At 67.4% G+C, this 17,827-nt stretch carries 18 protein-coding genes and 1 pseudogene; 5 read left to right on the forward strand and 14 right to left on the reverse strand.

Features of this window, described 5'->3' with window-relative positions; genetic code table 11:
* Window positions 1–172 precede the first annotated feature (172 nt).
* Both NEF64_RS14475 and NEF64_RS14480 read right to left on the reverse strand, forming a co-directional pair.
* Entirely contained in the window at window positions 173–637 is a 465-nt protein-coding gene (locus NEF64_RS14475) for a peroxiredoxin (protein WP_056405423.1), read from the reverse strand.
* Window positions 630–3,314, reverse strand: a complete 2,685-nt coding sequence (locus tag NEF64_RS14480) for a bifunctional [glutamine synthetase] adenylyltransferase/[glutamine synthetase]-adenylyl-L-tyrosine phosphorylase (protein WP_056405420.1) — start codon at window positions 3,312–3,314, stop codon at window positions 630–632. Before NEF64_RS14480 ends, NEF64_RS14475 begins: the two co-directional genes overlap by 8 nt.
* A gap of 73 nt (window positions 3,315–3,387) precedes the next feature.
* Between NEF64_RS14480 and NEF64_RS14485 the strand changes: the two genes are divergently transcribed.
* Window positions 3,388–3,570, forward strand: coding sequence for a hypothetical protein (locus NEF64_RS14485; RefSeq protein ID WP_056405418.1), 183 nt, complete (start codon window positions 3,388–3,390; stop codon window positions 3,568–3,570).
* Between the two features lie 30 nt (window positions 3,571–3,600).
* On the opposite strand, the gene NEF64_RS14490 is transcribed toward NEF64_RS14485, so the two are convergent.
* Both NEF64_RS14490 and NEF64_RS14495 read right to left on the reverse strand, forming a co-directional pair.
* Window positions 3,601–4,254 carry a sigma-70 family RNA polymerase sigma factor gene (locus tag NEF64_RS14490; RefSeq protein WP_031439350.1) on the reverse strand — a complete coding sequence of 218 codons (654 nt, stop codon included), beginning with the start codon at window positions 4,252–4,254 and terminating at the stop codon, window positions 3,601–3,603.
* A 344-nt stretch (window positions 4,255–4,598) separates the two neighbouring features.
* Window positions 4,599–5,402 carry a response regulator gene (locus NEF64_RS14495; RefSeq protein WP_031394883.1) on the reverse strand — a complete coding sequence of 268 codons (804 nt, stop codon included), beginning with the start codon at window positions 5,400–5,402 and terminating at the stop codon, window positions 4,599–4,601.
* 211 nt (window positions 5,403–5,613) lie between these two features.
* On the opposite strand from NEF64_RS14495, the gene NEF64_RS14500 reads away from it, so the two are divergent.
* The 3 genes from NEF64_RS14500 (at window position 5,614) to NEF64_RS14510 (ending at window position 7,944) form a co-directional block, all read left to right on the forward strand.
* Window positions 5,614–5,856 (forward strand): NepR family anti-sigma factor, encoded by a 243-nt coding sequence (locus NEF64_RS14500; RefSeq protein WP_128082163.1) that lies wholly within the window; start codon window positions 5,614–5,616, stop codon window positions 5,854–5,856.
* Window positions 5,857–5,996: 140 nt separating this feature from the next.
* Window positions 5,997–7,538 carry a sensor histidine kinase gene (locus NEF64_RS14505; RefSeq protein WP_031439352.1) on the forward strand — a complete coding sequence of 514 codons (1,542 nt, stop codon included), beginning with the start codon at window positions 5,997–5,999 and terminating at the stop codon, window positions 7,536–7,538.
* Between the two features lie 271 nt (window positions 7,539–7,809).
* Complete coding sequence (locus NEF64_RS14510) at window positions 7,810–7,944, forward strand: entericidin A/B family lipoprotein (protein ID WP_031394885.1); 135 nt, start codon at window positions 7,810–7,812, stop codon at window positions 7,942–7,944.
* Between the two features lie 77 nt (window positions 7,945–8,021).
* Here the strand turns inward: NEF64_RS14510 and tatC are convergent, their stop codons facing one another.
* From tatC to NEF64_RS14560, 10 genes and pseudogenes are all read right to left on the reverse strand, one after another.
* Window positions 8,022–8,813, reverse strand: a complete 792-nt coding sequence (tatC, locus tag NEF64_RS14515) for a twin-arginine translocase subunit TatC (protein ID WP_031394886.1) — start codon at window positions 8,811–8,813, stop codon at window positions 8,022–8,024.
* A 175-nt stretch (window positions 8,814–8,988) separates the two neighbouring features.
* Window positions 8,989–9,357 (reverse strand): annotated as a pseudogene (gene tatB / locus NEF64_RS14520) (Sec-independent protein translocase protein TatB); the annotation flags it as partial.
* A 49-nt stretch (window positions 9,358–9,406) separates the two neighbouring features.
* Window positions 9,407–9,646 (reverse strand): twin-arginine translocase TatA/TatE family subunit, encoded by a 240-nt coding sequence (locus NEF64_RS14525; protein WP_031394888.1) that lies wholly within the window; start codon window positions 9,644–9,646, stop codon window positions 9,407–9,409.
* A 28-nt stretch (window positions 9,647–9,674) separates the two neighbouring features.
* On the reverse strand, window positions 9,675–10,286 hold the full coding sequence (scpB, locus tag NEF64_RS14530) for an SMC-Scp complex subunit ScpB (protein WP_056405415.1): 612 nt from the start codon (window positions 10,284–10,286) through the stop codon (window positions 9,675–9,677).
* Window positions 10,283–11,041, reverse strand: a complete 759-nt coding sequence (locus NEF64_RS14535) for a segregation and condensation protein A (RefSeq protein ID WP_235516280.1) — start codon at window positions 11,039–11,041, stop codon at window positions 10,283–10,285. The genes scpB and NEF64_RS14535 overlap by 4 nt, the downstream gene beginning before the upstream one ends.
* A 33-nt stretch (window positions 11,042–11,074) precedes the next feature.
* The gene (locus tag NEF64_RS14540; RefSeq protein WP_056405411.1) at window positions 11,075–12,097 is read right to left on the reverse strand and encodes a glycoside hydrolase family 3 N-terminal domain-containing protein; all 1,023 of its coding nucleotides are present in this window, start codon (window positions 12,095–12,097) and stop codon (window positions 11,075–11,077) included.
* A 59-nt stretch (window positions 12,098–12,156) separates the two neighbouring features.
* The gene (locus NEF64_RS14545) at window positions 12,157–12,882 is read right to left on the reverse strand and encodes an SPOR domain-containing protein (RefSeq protein ID WP_056405408.1); all 726 of its coding nucleotides are present in this window, start codon (window positions 12,880–12,882) and stop codon (window positions 12,157–12,159) included.
* Window positions 12,882–14,606: an arginine--tRNA ligase gene (gene argS / locus NEF64_RS14550; RefSeq protein ID WP_056405406.1), complete on the reverse strand. Its 1,725-nt coding sequence runs from the start codon at window positions 14,604–14,606 to the stop codon at window positions 12,882–12,884. Before argS ends, NEF64_RS14545 begins: the two co-directional genes overlap by 1 nt.
* A 78-nt stretch (window positions 14,607–14,684) precedes the next feature.
* On the reverse strand, window positions 14,685–15,839 hold the full coding sequence (locus NEF64_RS14555; protein WP_252574035.1) for a DUF1501 domain-containing protein: 1,155 nt from the start codon (window positions 15,837–15,839) through the stop codon (window positions 14,685–14,687).
* Between the two features lie 3 nt (window positions 15,840–15,842).
* Complete coding sequence (locus NEF64_RS14560; protein WP_252574037.1) at window positions 15,843–17,273, reverse strand: DUF1800 domain-containing protein; 1,431 nt, start codon at window positions 17,271–17,273, stop codon at window positions 15,843–15,845.
* A 206-nt stretch (window positions 17,274–17,479) separates the two neighbouring features.
* Here NEF64_RS14560 and NEF64_RS14565 point away from each other — a divergent pair, with 206 nt between their 5' ends.
* The gene (locus tag NEF64_RS14565; RefSeq protein WP_031394322.1) at window positions 17,480–17,773 is read left to right on the forward strand and encodes a hypothetical protein; all 294 of its coding nucleotides are present in this window, start codon (window positions 17,480–17,482) and stop codon (window positions 17,771–17,773) included.
* Window positions 17,774–17,827: the final 54 nt, after the last annotated feature.

Raw genomic sequence — 17,827 nt, forward strand, 5'->3', positions numbered from 1 at the left:
GCGTCCCAGACAAGTGAGGATGTGTGCCGATTTGACCCACTTCGGCAAGAGCTGCGCCGCTAACTTGGGGTGGACCGGGACGCGCGTGCGTTGAGCCGTTGAAACCAAATGGTACCGGTAAAAAGGAATCGCCTCGCCAGGGGACGCCGCGCCCTGCCCCGTGGAACGGTCTTTATTGCGGGGTCAGCGCCTTGGCGGCGGCAAGAACGGCTTCGGCATGGCCGGGGACACGGACCTTGCGCCACGATGTCGCCAGTCGGCCGTCCGCGTCGAACAGGAAGGTCGCGCGCTCGATTCCCATATATTTGCGGCCGTACATCGCCTTCTTGACCCAGACTCCGAAGCCCTCGCAGACCGTGCCATCGACGTCGGTCGCCAGCGAGACGGTCAATCCGTGCTTGGTGCTGAACTTGGCATGTGCGGCGGGCGTGTCCTTCGACACGCCAAGCACGCCGACCCCGATCTCAGCGAAGGCCGACTCGAGCGCGGAAAAGTCCTGCGCCTCGCGCGTGCAGCCGGCGGTATCATCCTTGGGATAGAAATAGACGACCAGCGGCCGCGCCAGCGTCGTGAGCGCAACGGCCGTGCCATCGGGCATCGTCACCGCGACGTCCGGGATCATCGCACCGTCATCCATCTTGCTCTCCTGTCAGTTCGTGCCAGAACGCGGTCACCTGTTGCCGGACCTCGGCAAGGCCCGCAAGAACCGCAGGCCAGTCGTGCAGCCCGAGCGCGCGCGCGATCAACGCCTGGGTCGGCGGGCCGGGCGGCGCCGCGTCGGGCGCGACGAGCCGCAGCGTCACGAGCAGCCGCGTCAGGATATCATGCGCGGCGATCATCGTCGCGGGCATCCGCCCTTCGGCAACGAGCTGCCCAATCGCACGCCCCAGATTGGCATCGAAGCCGCTGCGCTCAACGAGTTGTACGACATGCGTCGCGAATTCCAGATCGACCAGACCACCCGGCAGGAGCTTCGCGTCAAGCGGCCCCTTGGCAGGCTTGTGCGCGGCCATGTCGGCGCGCATCCGCGTCGCATCGCCGACCACGTCGCGCTCGGTCCGCGCACCGGTCAGGACATCGGCGATCACCGCGGACAGCGCCGCTCTGGCGGGTGCGGATCCGAAGACCGGCCGCGCCCTGGTCAGCGCCATATGCTCCCACGTCCAGGCTTCCTCATGCTGATAGCGTGCGAAGCTGTCGAGCGTCACGACCAGCGGCCCCTGCGCCCCCGATGGCCGCAGCCGCGTATCGATCTGATAGAGCGGCCCGGCCGCGGTCGCAACCGACAACGCCGCGGTCACGCGTTGCGCCAGCCGGTTGTAGTAGAGCGTCGCCCCAAGCGGCTTGGCGCCATCCGACTCGGCGGTGAAATCGCCGGTGAACAGATAGACGAGGTCGAGATCAGACGCATGCGTGAGCATCGCCCCGCCCATCCGGCCGAGCGCCAGGATCACGAGTTCGCTGCCCGGCACCTGCCCATGCACATCGGCAAAGCCGCGGATCGTCGCCTCCGCTAGCACCGCGATCGCCGCCTCCGCGACGCGCGCATAGCCCGCCGCGACGTCGAGCGGATCCGACGTCCCGGCAACGATCTGCGCGCCCAGGGCAAAGCGCAGTTCGCCGACCACGCGCCGGACGTGATCGAGCCGCCCCTGATAATCGAGCCCCGCCTCGCCCGCGCGCATCCGGTCGATCAGCGCGTCGAGCGCCGCGACCGGGGCGAGCGCGGTCGCATCGATCAACCCGTCGAGCAGCGCGGGGCGTCGCGCCAGATCCTCCGCCAGCGTCGGCGCATGGCTCAGGATCGCCGCGAGGAGCGTGGCGAGCGCCGGTCGTGCTTCGAGCAGTCGGAACACGTTGATCGCGCTCGGCAGGCGCTCGAGCATCGAATCGAGCCTAAGCATCGCGGCCTGCGGCTCGGGCGCGGCGGCGAGCGCCGGGACCAGCGTCGGCAGGACCGCCTCGAGCGCCGCCTGCGCGGCACTGCTGCGCAGCGCGGGATAGGCCCCTGCCCGCCACGCGGCGATCCGCTGGCGCGCGGGTTCGGGTTCGGCAAACCCCGCCTCTGCCAGCTCGACGTCGAGCCGCGTCGGATCATGCGAAAGCCCGGATGGCGCGCCATCGTCGAGCGCGTCGTAGATCCGCCCGGTCGCCGCGACATGCGGGGCGAGCAGCGCCAGCAATGCCGCGCTGCTGTCGAGCCCGTGCAGCCACGCCACCCGATCGAGCGCATCGCCGGTCGGCAAGGCATGCGTCTGCCGGTCGTCGATCATCTGCACCCGGTGCTCGATCGTCCGCAACAGCGTATAGCTGTCGATCAGCGCGCGCGCCTCGTCACCGCCGATCCACCCCGCCTCCGCCAGCCGCGCAAGCGCGACGCGGGTGGCCGGCGCGCGAAGCGCGGGGTCGCGACCGCCATGGATCAACTGATGGATCTGCGCGAAGAATTCGGCTTCGCGTATTCCGCCGCGGCCGCGCTTCAGGTCGTAACCCGGCCCGAAGGCCTGACCCTGCGCATGATGATCACGGATCCGTCGCGAGATGCCGCGAATCTCGCCGATCGCGCCGAAATCGAGCGCGCGCCGCCAGACGAACGGGCGGACCGTGTTGAGGAACTGCCTGCCGAGTGCGATGTCGCCCGCCGCGGCGCGCGCCCGGATGAAGGCGGCGCGCTCCCAGGGGAGCGCCTGCGCCTCGTAATAGCTGATCGCCGCATCGATCGGCAGCGCGATCGGCGTGATCTCGGGAGACGGCCGCAGGCGGAGGTCGACGCGCAGCACATAGCCGTCGCCGTCGCGTGCCTGGAGCAGTTCGACGACGCGCTTGCCGATCCGCACGGCGGCGGCTTCGGGTTCCTCGCGCGGGCGGAGCGGCAGCGTGTCCGGATCGTAGATCAGGATCGGATCGATATCCGACGAGTAATTGAGTTCGCCACTTCCCTGTTTACCGAGCGCGATCGCGGCGAACCCGCGCGCTTCGGCGCCGGGCGTGCGTTCTTCGATCGCGGTGCGGATCGCCGTGTCGAGCGCGTGGTCGGCAAACCCGGTAAGCTGCTGCGTCACGGCGGTGAGATCGAACACGCCGGCCAGGTCACCGATCGCGACCCTCAGCGCAAGCGCACGCCGTTCGAGGCGGAGGCGTCGTGCAACCGGCATGTCGGGGTCGAGCGGCACCGGGATGGGATCCAGCCGTCCCTCTGCCAGCTCCGTGGCAAGGACAGGCTCGCGGTCGAGGAGCATGGCGAGGAAGGGGGACCAGCGTCGCGCACGCTGCGTTGCGGCGATGATGTCCGACGCCCGATGCGCGTTATCCATGCCACACCCCACAATTCTTTTATAAAGTCAAGCCAGGGTAGCAACAAAAGCTCTTGAGGCTCGTTGACCCCGCATGACCCATCTGCACCCGACTATTCGCCGTGACCAGACCGATCATCTGGTCGTTCGCGCGCCTCGCAAGACGGATGCGATCGGACAGTCGCTGCGCGGTGCGTTCGATCGCGACTCCGGAATGCCTGACGAGTTCATGTCGTTGCTGCGTGAACTCGACACTGTATCCTCGCGACGCCACTGATTCAAACGCCAACCGCGGCGGGCGTCTATTTCAACGCCCGCGGCTCAGCTCTTCGACATCGCCCATGATCGAGTCGAGTGCTGTCTTAGTCGTGTCGGTTTCATGATCGCGACGCGACGGCAGCGATCCATCCGTCAGAATGGTTTCAAGCGCGACACGGCCACGCGCGACACGGCTCTTGATCGTGCCGACCGCCACGTTGCAGATTTCCGCCGCCTCTTCATACGCGAACCCGCCCGCGCCGACGAGGATCAACGCCTCACGCTGCGGTTGCGGCAGATGCATCAATGCACGCTGCATATCGCCCAGTTCGACATGCCGATCCTGGCTCGCAGGCGCCGCAAGGATGCGATCCGCCACCAGATCGTCCCACTCACCCTTGAAACGGGCGCGGCGCATCTGTGACAGATAGAGGTTGCGCAGGATGATGAACGTCCAGGCACGCATGTTCGTACCAGCCTGGAAGCGCAGCCGTGCGGCCCACGCCTTCAGCAGTGTCTCCTGCACCAGGTCATCCGCAAGGTCGCGGCTGCCCGACAGCGAACGCCCGAACGCACGAAGATGCGGAATCACCTGGGCAAGCTGGACCTTGAACTCGGCATCGGAAAGCGAGACGTGCTCAACGGGCGCGACCTGAGGCTCGGCGCCGTCGACTTCGTCGTCACGCTGGGCGGGCTGTACCATGAAATTCCGATCGTTCCCGAATGACGACCGCCGCCCAGAGGACGGCGATCTTGAGCATACGGATCGGCATCAACCGGTCCGCCACGCCACGCATATGCTATCGAATGACGAGAAATGCAAAAATGGCGATAACCAGGACCAGTGATATCACAAGGATATAGCGGGTCATATGCGGTGTTGCGCCAGCGCGGGCGTCTTCGCCGGCGACGTGAATCTGCTCTTTTGGGTCAACCATGAGACTGAAACCCCCGAACGCCGTTTTGGGTCCGTAACTATCAAAAACTTGATGCCGGCGTTGCTGACGATATCGTCGACGGCAACCCCGGCCCAAGTCTAGCGGCGTATCAGGCGCCGGGAACGGTCGTCTGATCGAAGAACAGTGCCTGGCTGATTGCCGCCTTCACTGTCGAACGCTGGAACGGCTTGGTGATCAGGAAGGTCGGCTCGGGACGCTCACCGGTCAGCAGACGTTCGGGGAACGCAGTGATGAAGATCACGGGAACCTCGAATTCGGCAAGGATGTCCTTGACCGCGTCGATACCCGAACTGTCGTCTGCCAGCTGAATATCGGCGAGCACGAGACCCGGACGCTCTTCCATTGCAAGCGCTACGGCCTCGTCGCGGGTCACCGCAACACCGGTCACGTCGTGACCCAGGTCGCGCACGATCGTCTCGATATCCATCGCGATGATCGGCTCGTCCTCGATGATCAGGACGCGCGCGCGGGTCTGACCTTCGATTTCCGCGAGTGCTGCGGCGACGAGCTCCTCGACCTCGTTCGCATCGACGTCGATCAGATAGGCCGCGTCCTCGGGCGTGAAACCCTCCATCGCAGTCAGCAGCAGCGCCTGACGCGAGAGCGGAGTCATCCGCGACATACGTGCGCGAGCAACTGCTGCGTGGCCGTCGGTATCGCCGACACCCTCGTCGCCCATCTCGTCATAATTCGCCGACGACCAGATCGCCTGGAACATCCGATAAAGACCGAGACGCGGATCGACGTCCTTCGGGAATTCATCGGGCGCCGCGACGATCGCCTCGAGCGTCGCGCGAACATATTTGTCGCCATGACTCTGGCTGCCGGTCAGGGCCCGGCCGTAGCGCCGCAGAAAGGGAAGATGCGGTGCGAGTTGCTGTCCAAGCGACATGGGTATTGGTAACTCCCTGATCGTTACGCCGGCCCGGTGAGGACGACGATACTAGAATATGACGCGACCGACCGATTGCCAGACCCTCGGAACCTTTTGGCCCGACGCCCACGACAATATCGATTTTTCGCTCGAACAGGGAACTAACGAGAGGCTATTTGGTTTCACGGACAATCACCGCGAGTGTATGACGCAGGTCTAGCTGTGTCATGTGCCGCCCGCGGCCTATGGTAAACATCATCTTACGTGCGTCGTGCAGGGGGAAATTTTGAGTTTGGGCCACGACACGCAGAACGAAACTCCCGCCGGCACTCCCGCCGGCAAGGGCACCGGCAAGCCGCGCGACACGGCCCGCGATCGGCAGATGGGAACGGCATTGCGGTCGGTCTATCAGCAGACCGTCGAGGAAGCCGTTCCTGACGAGTTTCTGGCGCTGCTCGGCAAGCTGGACTGAGGGCGGGCCGCATGGCCTCGCCAACCGGTTCCGTGAGCAAATCCGGCACCCCGTCACCTGCCGCCCCGGGCGCCACAGAGACCCCGGCCGACACCAGTTCTGTTGACGCTAATGCGACGGCGGCACGTCCACCGTCGCAGATCGCCACCGCGATCGGGCGGCTCCCCACCGGGGCCAAGCTTTTCCTGATCCTCAGCGCAGCGCTTCTGCCGCTCGCGCTGATCGCGATCTTCGCCACCTTGCAGACGACTCGTGTCGCCGATGCGGAAGCCCGTGCACGGTTGCGGGTCGCTGCGGCAGAAAGCGCCCGATCGATCGCCATCGAGCTGATCGGCGACATGACCGCGTTGCGGGTCGCGGTGAACGCGCTGGGCTTCGACCCGGCCGATGCGCCGAGCTGCGCCCGCGCGCAGGGTGTGTTCGCGCAGCAGGCCTCTTCTGGTACGCGATTCGTCATCACCGACCGCGCCGGCCGCGTGCTGTGCGGGCGCGCGCTGCCCGAAGCCGTCGCGCTGGATTCGACCAGCAATCCCGTTGCCGCCGCGATCGTCCCGAACCGCGGACTGGTCCTCGCGATCACCGGCCCCGGCGGCGAGACATCGGCACGTGCCTATTTCCCGCAGCCCTTCCTCGAACGGATCGGCCGGCCGTCCAACCAGACCCTGGAATTCAACAGCGCGCTGATGCTCGGACAGGACGCGCTGCTCCTCGAATCGATCGACGACGAGGCACCGCTCGATCGGCTGGAAACGATGCGCACGGACCTTGGCGTCGCGGGCCTTGCGCTGCGCACCAGCATCCGCAGCGCACCGATCACCTCGTCGCTGATCATCGCGCTGCTGCTGCCGCTGCTCATGTGGGCGGCGGCGGCGGGGATCGGCTGGTTCGTCGTCGATCGTCTGCTGATCCGTCCCTTGCGGCAATTGCGCGCCGCGGTCGCCGCGTTCACGCCGGGTGAGGTCATTGATACCGGCACCGTCCGCACCATGCCCGCGCAGGAGATCCGCGAGCTCGGCGACACGTTCCAGGTCATCAGCCGGACCGTGGCGGCGCACGAAGCGGGCCTGGCGGCCGGGCTCGTGCGACAGACCAAGCTGACGCGCGAAGTGCATCACCGGGTAAAGAACAACCTCCAGGTGATCTCGAGCCTGATCAATTTCCACGCCCGCAGTGCACGCAGCGCCGACGCGACCGAGGCCTATTCGTCGATCCAGCGCCGGGTTGACGCGCTGGCGGTCGTTCACCGCAATCACTTCGCCGAGCTCGAGGAAAATCGCGGTCTCAACATGCGCACGATGCTCGGCGAGCTGTCCGCCAACATCCGCGCCACCGCCCCCGATCGCTCGCACGGTCTCGGCATCACGCTCGACGTCGCTCCGTTCCTCGTCAATCAGGACGTTGCCGTGGCGGTCGCGTTCCTCGCGACGGAGACGATCGAGCTGGCGATGACCTGCGATCCATCGGCACAGATCCGCGTGTCGATCCAGCCCGGCGCCACGCCCGACCGCGCAGTGCTCCGCGTCGTCTCGCGGGCGCTGATCGAGAGCGACGCGTTGCGCGAGGCAGCAACACGCTATGGCCGTGTAATGGAAGGCCTTTCACGCCAGTTGCGCTCGGCGCTCCATCATGACCCGCTGGTCGGCGCGTATGAGATCGCCTTTGCGGTCATCGGTCGCGATTGAGCACGACGAAACACCTCGTCGAAAAAAACTTGAAAACGGCAGGAACCACCTTTCCCGAACGCCGTTCTATAGTTCGGATAGCGACTTTATGCCCCCCCGCTCTCGCTATCCAAGTGACAGGCCCGGAAGCATCACCCTCCCCCCCCCGGTGACGCTTCCGGGCCTTTATCATTCCAAATCAGATGCGTGCCTGGTTGCACCAACGGAACGAAACCCGCGCCCGTACATTTCTCCCCTCGGTGGCATTCAAGCCCTTCTAGGAGGAAGTATTATGCGTAAGTTGGTTGGATTGGCCGTTGTGGCCAGCGCGCTCATCGTGTCGGCATGCAACACCGTCGAAGGCGCCGGCAAGGACGTGAGCTCGGCCGGCCGCACCGTGGCGAAGACCGCGAGCGACGCCAAGTAAGCCTTTGCGCTTGAGATACGAAAACGGGGCCCGGTGCAGCTGCACCAGGCCCCGTTTTTACGCCTGCCGCCGATCGTTCAGTGCGTTTCGGCGATATCGGTAGAGTCCGACGTCTCATCCTGCGCCTTGGCCTTAGCCCGGCTGCGCTCGGTGAACCAGATGCCGATCAGCGCGAATTCATACAGGATGGTCAGCGGGATCGCGAGCAGCAGCTGCGACCCGATATCCGGGGGCGTCAGGACCGCGGCAATCGCGAACGCCGCAACGATGGCGTAGCGCCGCGCGCCGACGAGCTGCTTGCGCGTGACGATCCCGGCGCGCTCGAGCAGCATCAGCAGCACGGGCAGCAGGAAAGCGATCCCGAAGCCGAACAGGAACTGCATCGTGAACGACAGGTAATTGCCGATCGCCGGCAGCGCCTCACGCTTCACGCCGCCGACCACGCCGTCGAACCCCAGCAGGAAGTGGAGCGCCATCGGGATCGCGACATAATAGGCCATGGCCGCGCCCGTGAGGAACAGCACGGGGGTCGCGAGGATGAACGGCAGGAGCGCGTTCTTCTCCTTCTTGTACAGACCGGGGGCAACGAACTGCCAGAGCTGGTTCGCTATGACCGGGAAGGACAGCATCATCGCCGCGAAGAACGCAACCTTCACCTGGACGAAGAACGCCTCGAACACTTCGGTGTAGATCACTGTATCCTGCCCCGCCGCGAGCAGCGGGTGGACGAGGAAGCCGAAGATATCCTCGGCAAAATACATCGCCACGGCGAACGTCACGACCAGCGCGGCGATGCAATAGAGCAGCCGCCGCCGCAACTCGATCAGATGGTCGAGCAAGGGGGCCCGGCTCTCGTCGATCTCACTCATGACGCTATGCTCTCGGCAGTCTGGAAGTCGGTCACGACGACGCTACGTCGGACTTGCCCGTCCGCGCGTCGGACGGCGTGGCAGCCGGTATGGCGTGTTCATGCCGATCAAGCCCGGGTGCGGCGTCGACGCCTGCCCGGTGATCCGGAGCCGGCGCTTCGATATCGAGGCCGGCCGGCGCCGGCTTATCACCCGAGGGCCCGGATGCCGGGAGCACGACGGGCTTCTCGACCATCACGGGTTCGGACGACGGCAGATCGTGATGGATGTCGGGTTCGGGCGAATGGACGATCTGCGCGGTGTCGGTCGGCGGGTGCTCACGCATGATCCGCTCATTCTCCGACGCCCAGCGCTTCTCCATTTCCTCGAGCTCCGCCTCGCGGACCATCGAGTCGAAGCCCGACCGGAATTGGCGCGCCACGCCGCGCGCCTTGCCGACCCAATAGCCGACGACGCGCATCGCCTTGGGCAGGTCCTTCGGACCGATCACGACGAGCGCGACGAACGCCACGAGCAGGAATTCGGACGGAGCGATATCGAACATTCAGGCGCGCCTATCTGGACCCGTCGAGTCTGGGAACGTCAAGCGCGGCTCAGCGGTCTTCGCGGACGCGATTGCCGTCGCGATCGAACGCCGGATCGGCCGTCTTCTGGGCTTCGATACGCGCGGAAGGCTTGGCCGGCGTCTCGTCGTCGGGCTCGGCCATGCCCTTCTTGAAGTTCTTAACGCCCTTGGCAACGTCGCCCATCAGGCTGGAAAACCGACCGCCGCCTAGAAGGAGGATCGCGACGACCGCAAGAACGAGCAGATGGATCGGGCTGAATCCGCCCATGACAATTCTCCTGAAAACCTGCCTCTATCTAGGCGTCATCGTCACGCTTTGCCACAGTGCTTTCATGGCTGCCGCGATCTGTACGGTCCTCGACGTCGACATCGACCGGATCGAGCAGCCCCGCAGCGCGGAGATCGTCGATGCCCGGCAGGTCGCGCCGGGTCTTCAGCCCGAAATGCACAAGGAACGCGGCGGTCGTGGCATAGAGCAAGGGTCGCCCCGGAACCTCGCGCCGCCCCGCGGGCCGGACCCAGTCCGCCTCCATCAGCACGTCGAGCACGCCCTTGGAGATCTGGACGCCGCGGATCGCCTCAATCTCGGCGCGGGTGACGGGCTCGTGATAGGCGATGATCGCCAGCGTCTCGATCCCCGCCCGGCTCAGCCGCCGCGGCTCTTCGGATTCGCGGCGCAACACATGAGCGAGGTCGGGCGCGGTCTGGAACTGCCAGCGATCCCCGCGCCGGACGATATTGAAGCCGCGCGCCGTATAGTCCTCGACCAGCACCTCGATCGCGGCGCGGACGTCGCGCGCCGTCGCGATCGCCCCGACATGCGCGCGGATCGCATCAAGTGTCAGCGGCGCGTCGGCGGCGAACAGCACCGCCTCGACTGCGCGGACGAGCGCATCGGGCCGCGTCATGCCTGCGTGGCGCGCAGATAGAGCGGGGCAAAGGGCGCCGCCTGCCGCAGCTCGACACGCCCCTGCCGCGCCAGTTCGAGCGCCGCGACGAAACTCGACGCCAGGGCGGACCGACGAAACCGCTCCGCGCCGGGCACGACCGCGGACGCAGGCAGGAACGTCTCTATCCTGCCCCAGTCGAGCCGCTCGCCGACCATCATCGACACGCGCTCGAGCGCCGCCTCGAGCGTCATGACCGCGCGGTCCGCAACCACGTGCATCACTGGCCGGGTACGCCCCGATACCCGCCCGTATGCCGCGATCAGGTCGAAGATCTCCGCCGTCCAGACCGCCTTGCGGACCGTCCGCAGCCCCTCGGGCGCGCCGCGCACGAAGACGTCGCGCCCCGTCCGGTCGCATGCCATCAACCGCGCCCCCGCCTCGCGCATCGCGTCAAGCCGCTCGAGCCGGTGCTGGAGACGCCGTGCGAGGTCATCCGGATCGGGCTCGACCAACGGATCGCGGGGCAGCAGCAGTGCTGACTTCAGATAGGCCAGCCACGCCGCCATCACGAGATAATCCGCGGCAAGTTCGAGTTTGAGCGTGTGCGCATCATCGACATAGGCGAGATACTGCTCGACCAGCGACAGGATCGAGATCGTCCGCAGATCGACCCGCTGCGCGCGCGCGAGCGACAGCAGCAGGTCGAGCGGTCCCTCCCATCCATCCAGATCCAGCGTCAGCTGTGCATCGTCCATCCGCGCAGCGTACAGCATCCCCGCATCTGTCGCAGCCCGCTCGTGAGCCGATTAGACTTCGGCAGGGTCCTGCATGGCCCGGTCGAGCAGCGCATCGCGGGTCGCGATCAGATCGTCGAACCGTCCCTGTGCAGGGCCCACCGACGCCATCGCGCGGTCGAGACGGGCGCGCGCTACCGCGGAGATCGGACCCAGCCGGCCGGCAATCTCGACCATCTCGTCCATGCGCGCCCAGCAGTCGAGGACCAGGTCACATCCTGCCGCGATCGCGCCGGCTGCCTTGTCGCCCGCGGTGCCCGACAGCGCCTTCATGTCGATGTCGTCGGTCATCAGCAGCCCGTCGAAGCCGATGCGGTCGCGTATGATCCGATCGATCACGACCGGTGACAACGTCGCCGGGCGATCCGCGTCCCAGGCGTCGAAGACGATATGCGACGTCATGCCCATCGGCGCCTGGTTGAGCGTGCGGAAGGGCTCGAGATCGACCTCCAGCTCGGCATCGGTGGCGGTGACGGTGGGCAGGTGATGATGCGTGTCGACGCGCGCGCGGCCATGGCCGGGCATGTGCTTGACGACCCCGACGACACCGCCCGCGGCCAGCCCCTCCAGCGTGGCGCGTCCGAGCGCTGCGACCCGCATCGGATCGGACCCGAACGCGCGCGAGGCAACCGCCTCGGTCGTGTCGGGTTGCGCGACGTCGAGCAGCGGCAGGCAGTCGACCGTGATCCCCACCTCGCTCAGCATCACCCCGAGCGCCTGGGCGTTCGCCCGGGCCGCCTGGATCGCGGTCATCGGCGCGCGGTCATAGGCCGCGTCGAACACCGGTCCGGCGGGAAAGCTCGGCCATTCGGGCGGCCCCATCCGGGCGACGCGTCCGCCCTCCTGATCGATCAGGATCGCCAGGTCGTCGCGCCCCGCCATCGCGCGCAGCGAATCCGTCAGCGCGCGCAACTGGGCGCGGTCGACAACGTTGCGTTTGAACAGGATATATCCCGCCGGTACGCACTCGGCAAAGAATGCGCGTTCCTGCGGGGTGAGCACGGGGCCGGACAGGCCGAAGATGACGGGCTTCATGCGCCTCGCCTAGCGAACCGCCCCTGCGTCGTCACGTTCAACCTGCCGCAGCGTGACGATCAGCTGGCGACGAAGCAGGTTTCGCCGGCGACACGCAACCGTCCGCAAATATCGGCGGCCTGATTCGCGCTGCCCGCATCAACGCGCAACCGGTACAGCGTGTTGCCACCGCGTGCGACCGGCTCGACGAACTTGTTCAGCGGCGCAAGATAGCTGAACCGCTTGGCGAAGTTGGTCCATGCCGAATTGGCCACCGCAGCACTCGGAAAGGCGCCGAGCTGAACGAGCGATCCGCTCGCGACAGGGCCCGCCGCCGCCGGCCGCGCCTGGAGCGGCGGGGCCGCGACCAGCCGGCCGCCCGATGCAGGCACCTGCGCCACCGCGTTGCGGCCGGCGGGATCGTCCACCCCCGTCGACGTCGCTACTGCACGGCGTCCGGCAACCGGCGCCTCGGGCACGCCCGTCAGGTCGATCGCACCATTGCCGGCACCCTTGCCCGCGCTGGTGGCGATCGCGCTGTCGCCCTCGCCATTGACCTTCAGACCGCCCACCGCATCCGGCTTGACCTTGTACGGCGTAGCAGGCGCGGCGATCAGCTGGCCGTCGCCCGACGGCACGCGGTTCTGCAGCGTGTAAACCCCGAAGATGATCGCCGCGAGCAGACCCAGCCCCAGCACGACCAGCGCGACGACACGCGCGATCGGCGGGCCGTCACGATCGTCCGACTCGATCGTCTCCAGCCAAGGCAGTCGATCTTCCTCGCGCAGGTTCATCTCGTCGGCCATCAGTTCAACTCCGAAACCGCCTCGACGCCCATGATGGCAAGGCCGTTGCGGATGATCTGCCCGATTGCGTCCGCCAAGAAAAGCCGTGCCGCCGTGGCGCCGGGATCCTCGACCACCAGGAAGCGCCGCTCGGGCCGATCGTTGCCGACATTCCACAGCGCATGGAACGCTGCGGCCAAGTCGTAGAGATAGAACGCGATCCGGTGCGGCTCGCGCGCCGTAGCGGCGGTTTCGACGATTCGCGGAAACTGGCTGGCGAGCTTCATCAGCGCGAGCTCGTCCGTATCAAGCCGGGACAGGTCCGCCTCGATCGCGGCGATTCCCGCCTCGTCCGCGCGCCGGTGCAGCGAGGCGATCCGTGCATGCGCATATTGGACGTAGAAGACCGGATTGTCCTTCGACGCCTCGACCACCTTGGCGAAGTCGAAGTCCATCTGCGCATCCGACCGCCGGGTCAGCATCGTGAAGCGCACGACATCCTTGCCGACCTCGTTCACGACATCGGCCAGCGTGACGAAATTGCCCGACCGCTTCGACATCTTCACCGGCTCGCCATTGCGCAGCAGCCGGACCATCTGGACCAGCTTGACGTCGAACCGCGTCTTGCCGCCGGTCAGCGCGGCCACGCCCGCGACGATCCGCTTGACCGTGCCGCCGTGATCCGCGCCCCAGATGTCGATCAGCTGGTCGGCGGTCTGGCTCTTCTGGAAATGATAGGCGAGGTCGGCACCGAAATAGGTCCACGACCCGTTCGACTTCTTGATCGGCCGATCCTGATCGTCGCCGAACTGCGTCGAGCGGAACAGCGGCAGCTCGACCGGCTCCCAGTCGTCCGCCATCTCGCCCTTGGGCGCCTCGAGCACGCCGTCATAGACCAGATCGCGCGACCGCAATTCGACCTCCGCGGCCTCGGGCTTGCCCAGCGCCTGCAGTTCGGCCTCGGATGAGAACACCTCATGCTCGATCCCGAGCAGCGCGAGATCGGCGCGGATCATCACCATCATCGCCGCGACCGCGCGCGTCCGGAACGTCGCCAGCCAGTCGCTTTCGGGCGCACCGACGAACCGGTCGCCATATTCGCTCGCCAGCGCCTGCCCGATCGGCACGAGGTAATCGCCGGGATACAGGCCCTCGGGGATCGTCACCGTCTCGCCCAGCGCCTCGCGGTACCGCAGGTGGACCGAGCGCGCGAGCACGTCGACCTGCCCGCCGGCATCGTTGACATAATATTCACGGATCACCCGGTGCCCGGCAAATTCGAGCAGGCTGGCGAGCGCGTCGCCGACCACCGCGCCCCGGCAATGCCCCATGTGCATCGGTCCGGTCGGGTTCGCCGACACATATTCGATGTTGACGGTGATCCCGTCGCCCAGCGTCGAGCGCCCGTAATCGGCCCCCGCGACCGGCACTGCGGCCAGCTCGCCGCGCCAGGCATCGTCGGTCAGCTTCATGTTGATGAAGCCCGGTCCCGCCACGCTCGCGCTGTCGACGGACTCGATCTTGCCGAGCTCGACGACCAGCGCATCCGCCAGCACGCGCGGGTTGGTCTTGGCGGGCTTGGCCAGCACCATCGCCGCGTTGGTCGCGAGATCACCGTGGCTTGCATCGCGCGGCGGCTCGACCGTCACGTTCTTGCGGTCGAGCCCGGCCGGCAACAGTCCCGCCTCGGTCAGCGTGTCGAGCGCCGCATCGATATGCGCGGCGAAGCGGGTATAGAGCGTCATGACAATTCCGGTATCGTAAGGAAGCGGGGGCTCTAGCCCAAAGCAGGGCCGGGCTCAATTCATCCCGCACCGGCCCGGTCAGGTGCGGACCAGCCCTTCGATCGCCAGGGTCCGGGCGCTGGCCGGGAACAGCGTCGCCATCGCGCGGCCGGGCTCGACGCCGAAATGCGCGGCGACCGCACCGCCGATGAACGCGTCGAGCGCCATCGTCGGCCTGAGGTCGCGCCCGTCGTAAAGCGCCCCTGCCCCCAGCCCCGGCCAGTCTGCGATCACGCGCCCGCCCGCGACCCCGCCGCCCAGCACCATCGCCGACGCGCCCGTCCCGTGATCGGTGCCGCCGGTCCCGTTGACCGCGACGGTCCGCCCGAACTCGGTCGCGACCAGCACCATCGTCTCCGCCCAGAGCGGCCCGAGCCCCGTCTGCAACGCGCCGATCATCGCATCGAGGCCCTTGAGCTGCGCGGCGAGGCGCCCGCGCTGGCCGGCATGCGTGTCCCAACCGCCGGTCTCGATCATCGCGATCCGTGCGCCGTTCTCGGGCACGATCAGGCGGGCGGCGAGCGTGCCCGTCGCCGCCGCATTCTGGCCGTTCGCCGCGGCGAGGTCGCTGGTCAGCGTCCGTGTCGCCATTGACTCGCTCCACAGGCCATGAAGCTGCGCGTCGCCCTGATACAGCATCGCGACGCGCTGGAGCAGGTCGTCGGACGCATCGGGCAGGTTGGACGGCGCATAGGAGGCGACCTCCCGCCGGCCGCGCAGCGCCATCGGCACGGTCGCGGCGACCGCGATGCCGCGCGCCGAGTCCGCGGGCAGCAGGTCGAGCAGGCGATTGAGCCACCCGTCCTTGACCTGATAGGCCGTGGCGCCACCCGTCTCGAGGACGTTCTGCCCATCGAAATGCGATCGGTCGCGATAGGGGGACGCGATCGCATGCGCGAACACCGCCTCCTTGCGCGCATACAGGCCCGCGGTCGTCGCGAGCGCGGGATGCAACGCGAACAGGCAGTCGAGCCTGGCGCCGGACGCGAAGTCGACCGCGAGATCGCCGCGGACGCCCGCAAAGGCCGGGTCGCCGACCGCCCCGATGGTCCCCAACCCGTCGGCCGCGCCACGCTGGATGATGAAGACGAACCGCTTCGCGGTGGCGGCGCGGGCAAAGGCCATGCGCGGTGCAAAGGCGCTGGCGAGGCCGCCGAGCATGGCGGAGGTGATGACGTGACGACGGTCGAGCATGACTTATCTCCGCATCGATTCGGGTGCGACGAGCAGCAGCGCGAGCGCCTGCCCGGGGCTTTCGGCGCGCGCCAGCGCCTCGGTCGTGGCGGCGCTGACTGATCCGGGGAACAGCGTCGCCGCCAGTCTGCGGGCATCGATCGCCCCGCCCGCGCGCGAGGCGAACCGCTCCGCCGCCTCGACCCGGCGCATTATCGCATCGGGCCCCGCCCAGCTCGCGGCGATATCGTCATAGCCGGCCGGCTGTCCGGGCTTCCACACCGGCTGGCCGAGCTGCGTCAGCAGGCCGGCGATCGCGCCCGGCTGGACGGTCGTCATGCCCAGCGCGCGCATCGCCGCGATCGACCATTCCCAGGGCGTCTTGAATTTCACCGGCGTCTCGATCCAGGCCTCGGGCGATGCGATCAGCGCGCGGTACACGCTTGGCAGGTCGCCGCCCGTCTCGAGGAAGACGGCCCGCAAGCGCGCGACCATCGCCGGCGGCGGCACGTCACCGGCGAAATGCCGGGCAAGCTTGGTCGCGACGTGCGTCGCGGTCGCCGGGTTCACCGCGAGGTCGCGCAAGACAGCCCGCGCCTGATCCTCGCCATCCTCCCCATAGCGTTTGCCGAGCACGGTCCGCACGCCAGGTTCGTGGACCGCCGCCGCGAACCGGAACCGCCCCGCCGGGCTCTGATCCCGCCCGCCGCCACGCCCCAGGCCGGCCACCGTCCACCCCGTCATCGCCCGCGCGAGCTCGGTGACGTCGTCCTGACCATAGCCGGTGCGCACCCCCAGCGTGTGCAGTTCGAGGATCTCGCGCGCGAGGTTTTCGTTCAGCCCGACCTTGCGCCCGCCCCGCGCCGCGACCCGCATGCCGAGTGCGCTGCTCGGGCCGACCGATACCGCCTGGTCGAGATAGAGCAGCATCGCCGGGTGCCGTTCGACCGCCGCCAGCATGTCACCGAACCGGCCCAGCACGTGCGGCCGGATTGCCTCGAACTCGAGCGTCCCCGCCAGCCCGACCACCGTCAGCCGGTCGGCCGACACCGCAAAGTGATTCGCCCAGAAATGCACCAGCCGCTCGACGAAGGGGGTCTGCGTGGTGAGCGCGGCGATCGCGCGCGCGGCAACCGCAGCACCGTAATCGTCCCGCGCCTGCTTCCCAATCGCCTGCCGTGCGGCCCGCACCGCGTCGCTGCGCACCGGCGGTGTCGCCGGCGCGGGGCGCATGGCATCCGGCGGCGGTGCGGCCGCGCGAGCCGCACGTTGCGCTTGCTGATAGCTGGCGAGATCGGTTGCAACGCGCGCGCTGTCAGGGGCGGCGGCAATCGCCGGCGGGCGGATCGCAAACGCCGGCATCTGCGCCGATAGCCAGTCCCTGCCGTTACCGACCACGTCGTCGGGTCGCGCACCAATTCCGAACCGGTTCAATGCGATGCTCGCCTGCGTCATCCATCATCTCCTGCGGTCTGGCCCTAAGCCGGGAGTGTCGCAGGATTATGCCAATCGCGGCGCCAAGGGTTGCCGTGCACGCCGTGCAAGTGCGACGGACTCCTTTGCAATTGCTGCTTATGCTGCACCGCAATATCTTCAGGGCATCAAAGCTGGGTGACCACCCGATTGCGCCCGGTACGATCTTTCACTGCGGAGCACATATCATGCGCAAGACCGTATACATCCTCGCCGCCGCGGCGGCCGCCCTCACCTCGACGATCGGCATGGCCAAGGAAGCCAAGCAGTCCTTCGAATATGAAGGCAGCACCTATGTCTACACCAGCAGCGTCGAGAACGGCCGCCAGGTCATCAACGGCCGCCGATTTCCGTCGGGCCAGGCGTTTCACCTGATCGTGCGCGGCGACCGCGTGTCGGGTACGGCGGGCGGCGTGCCGGTCGCCTTCGCGACGACCGAAGCATCGGGCGCGGCCGGCGGTATCGCCGCCGTCGCACGCTAAGACGCTGGCGGCTCAGCCGATTTCGCGCGGACATTGATCCCGCGAAATCGGCCG

The organism is Sphingomonas aerolata, from assembly GCF_023935825.1.
Classification (GTDB): domain Bacteria; phylum Pseudomonadota; class Alphaproteobacteria; order Sphingomonadales; family Sphingomonadaceae; genus Sphingomonas; species Sphingomonas aerolata.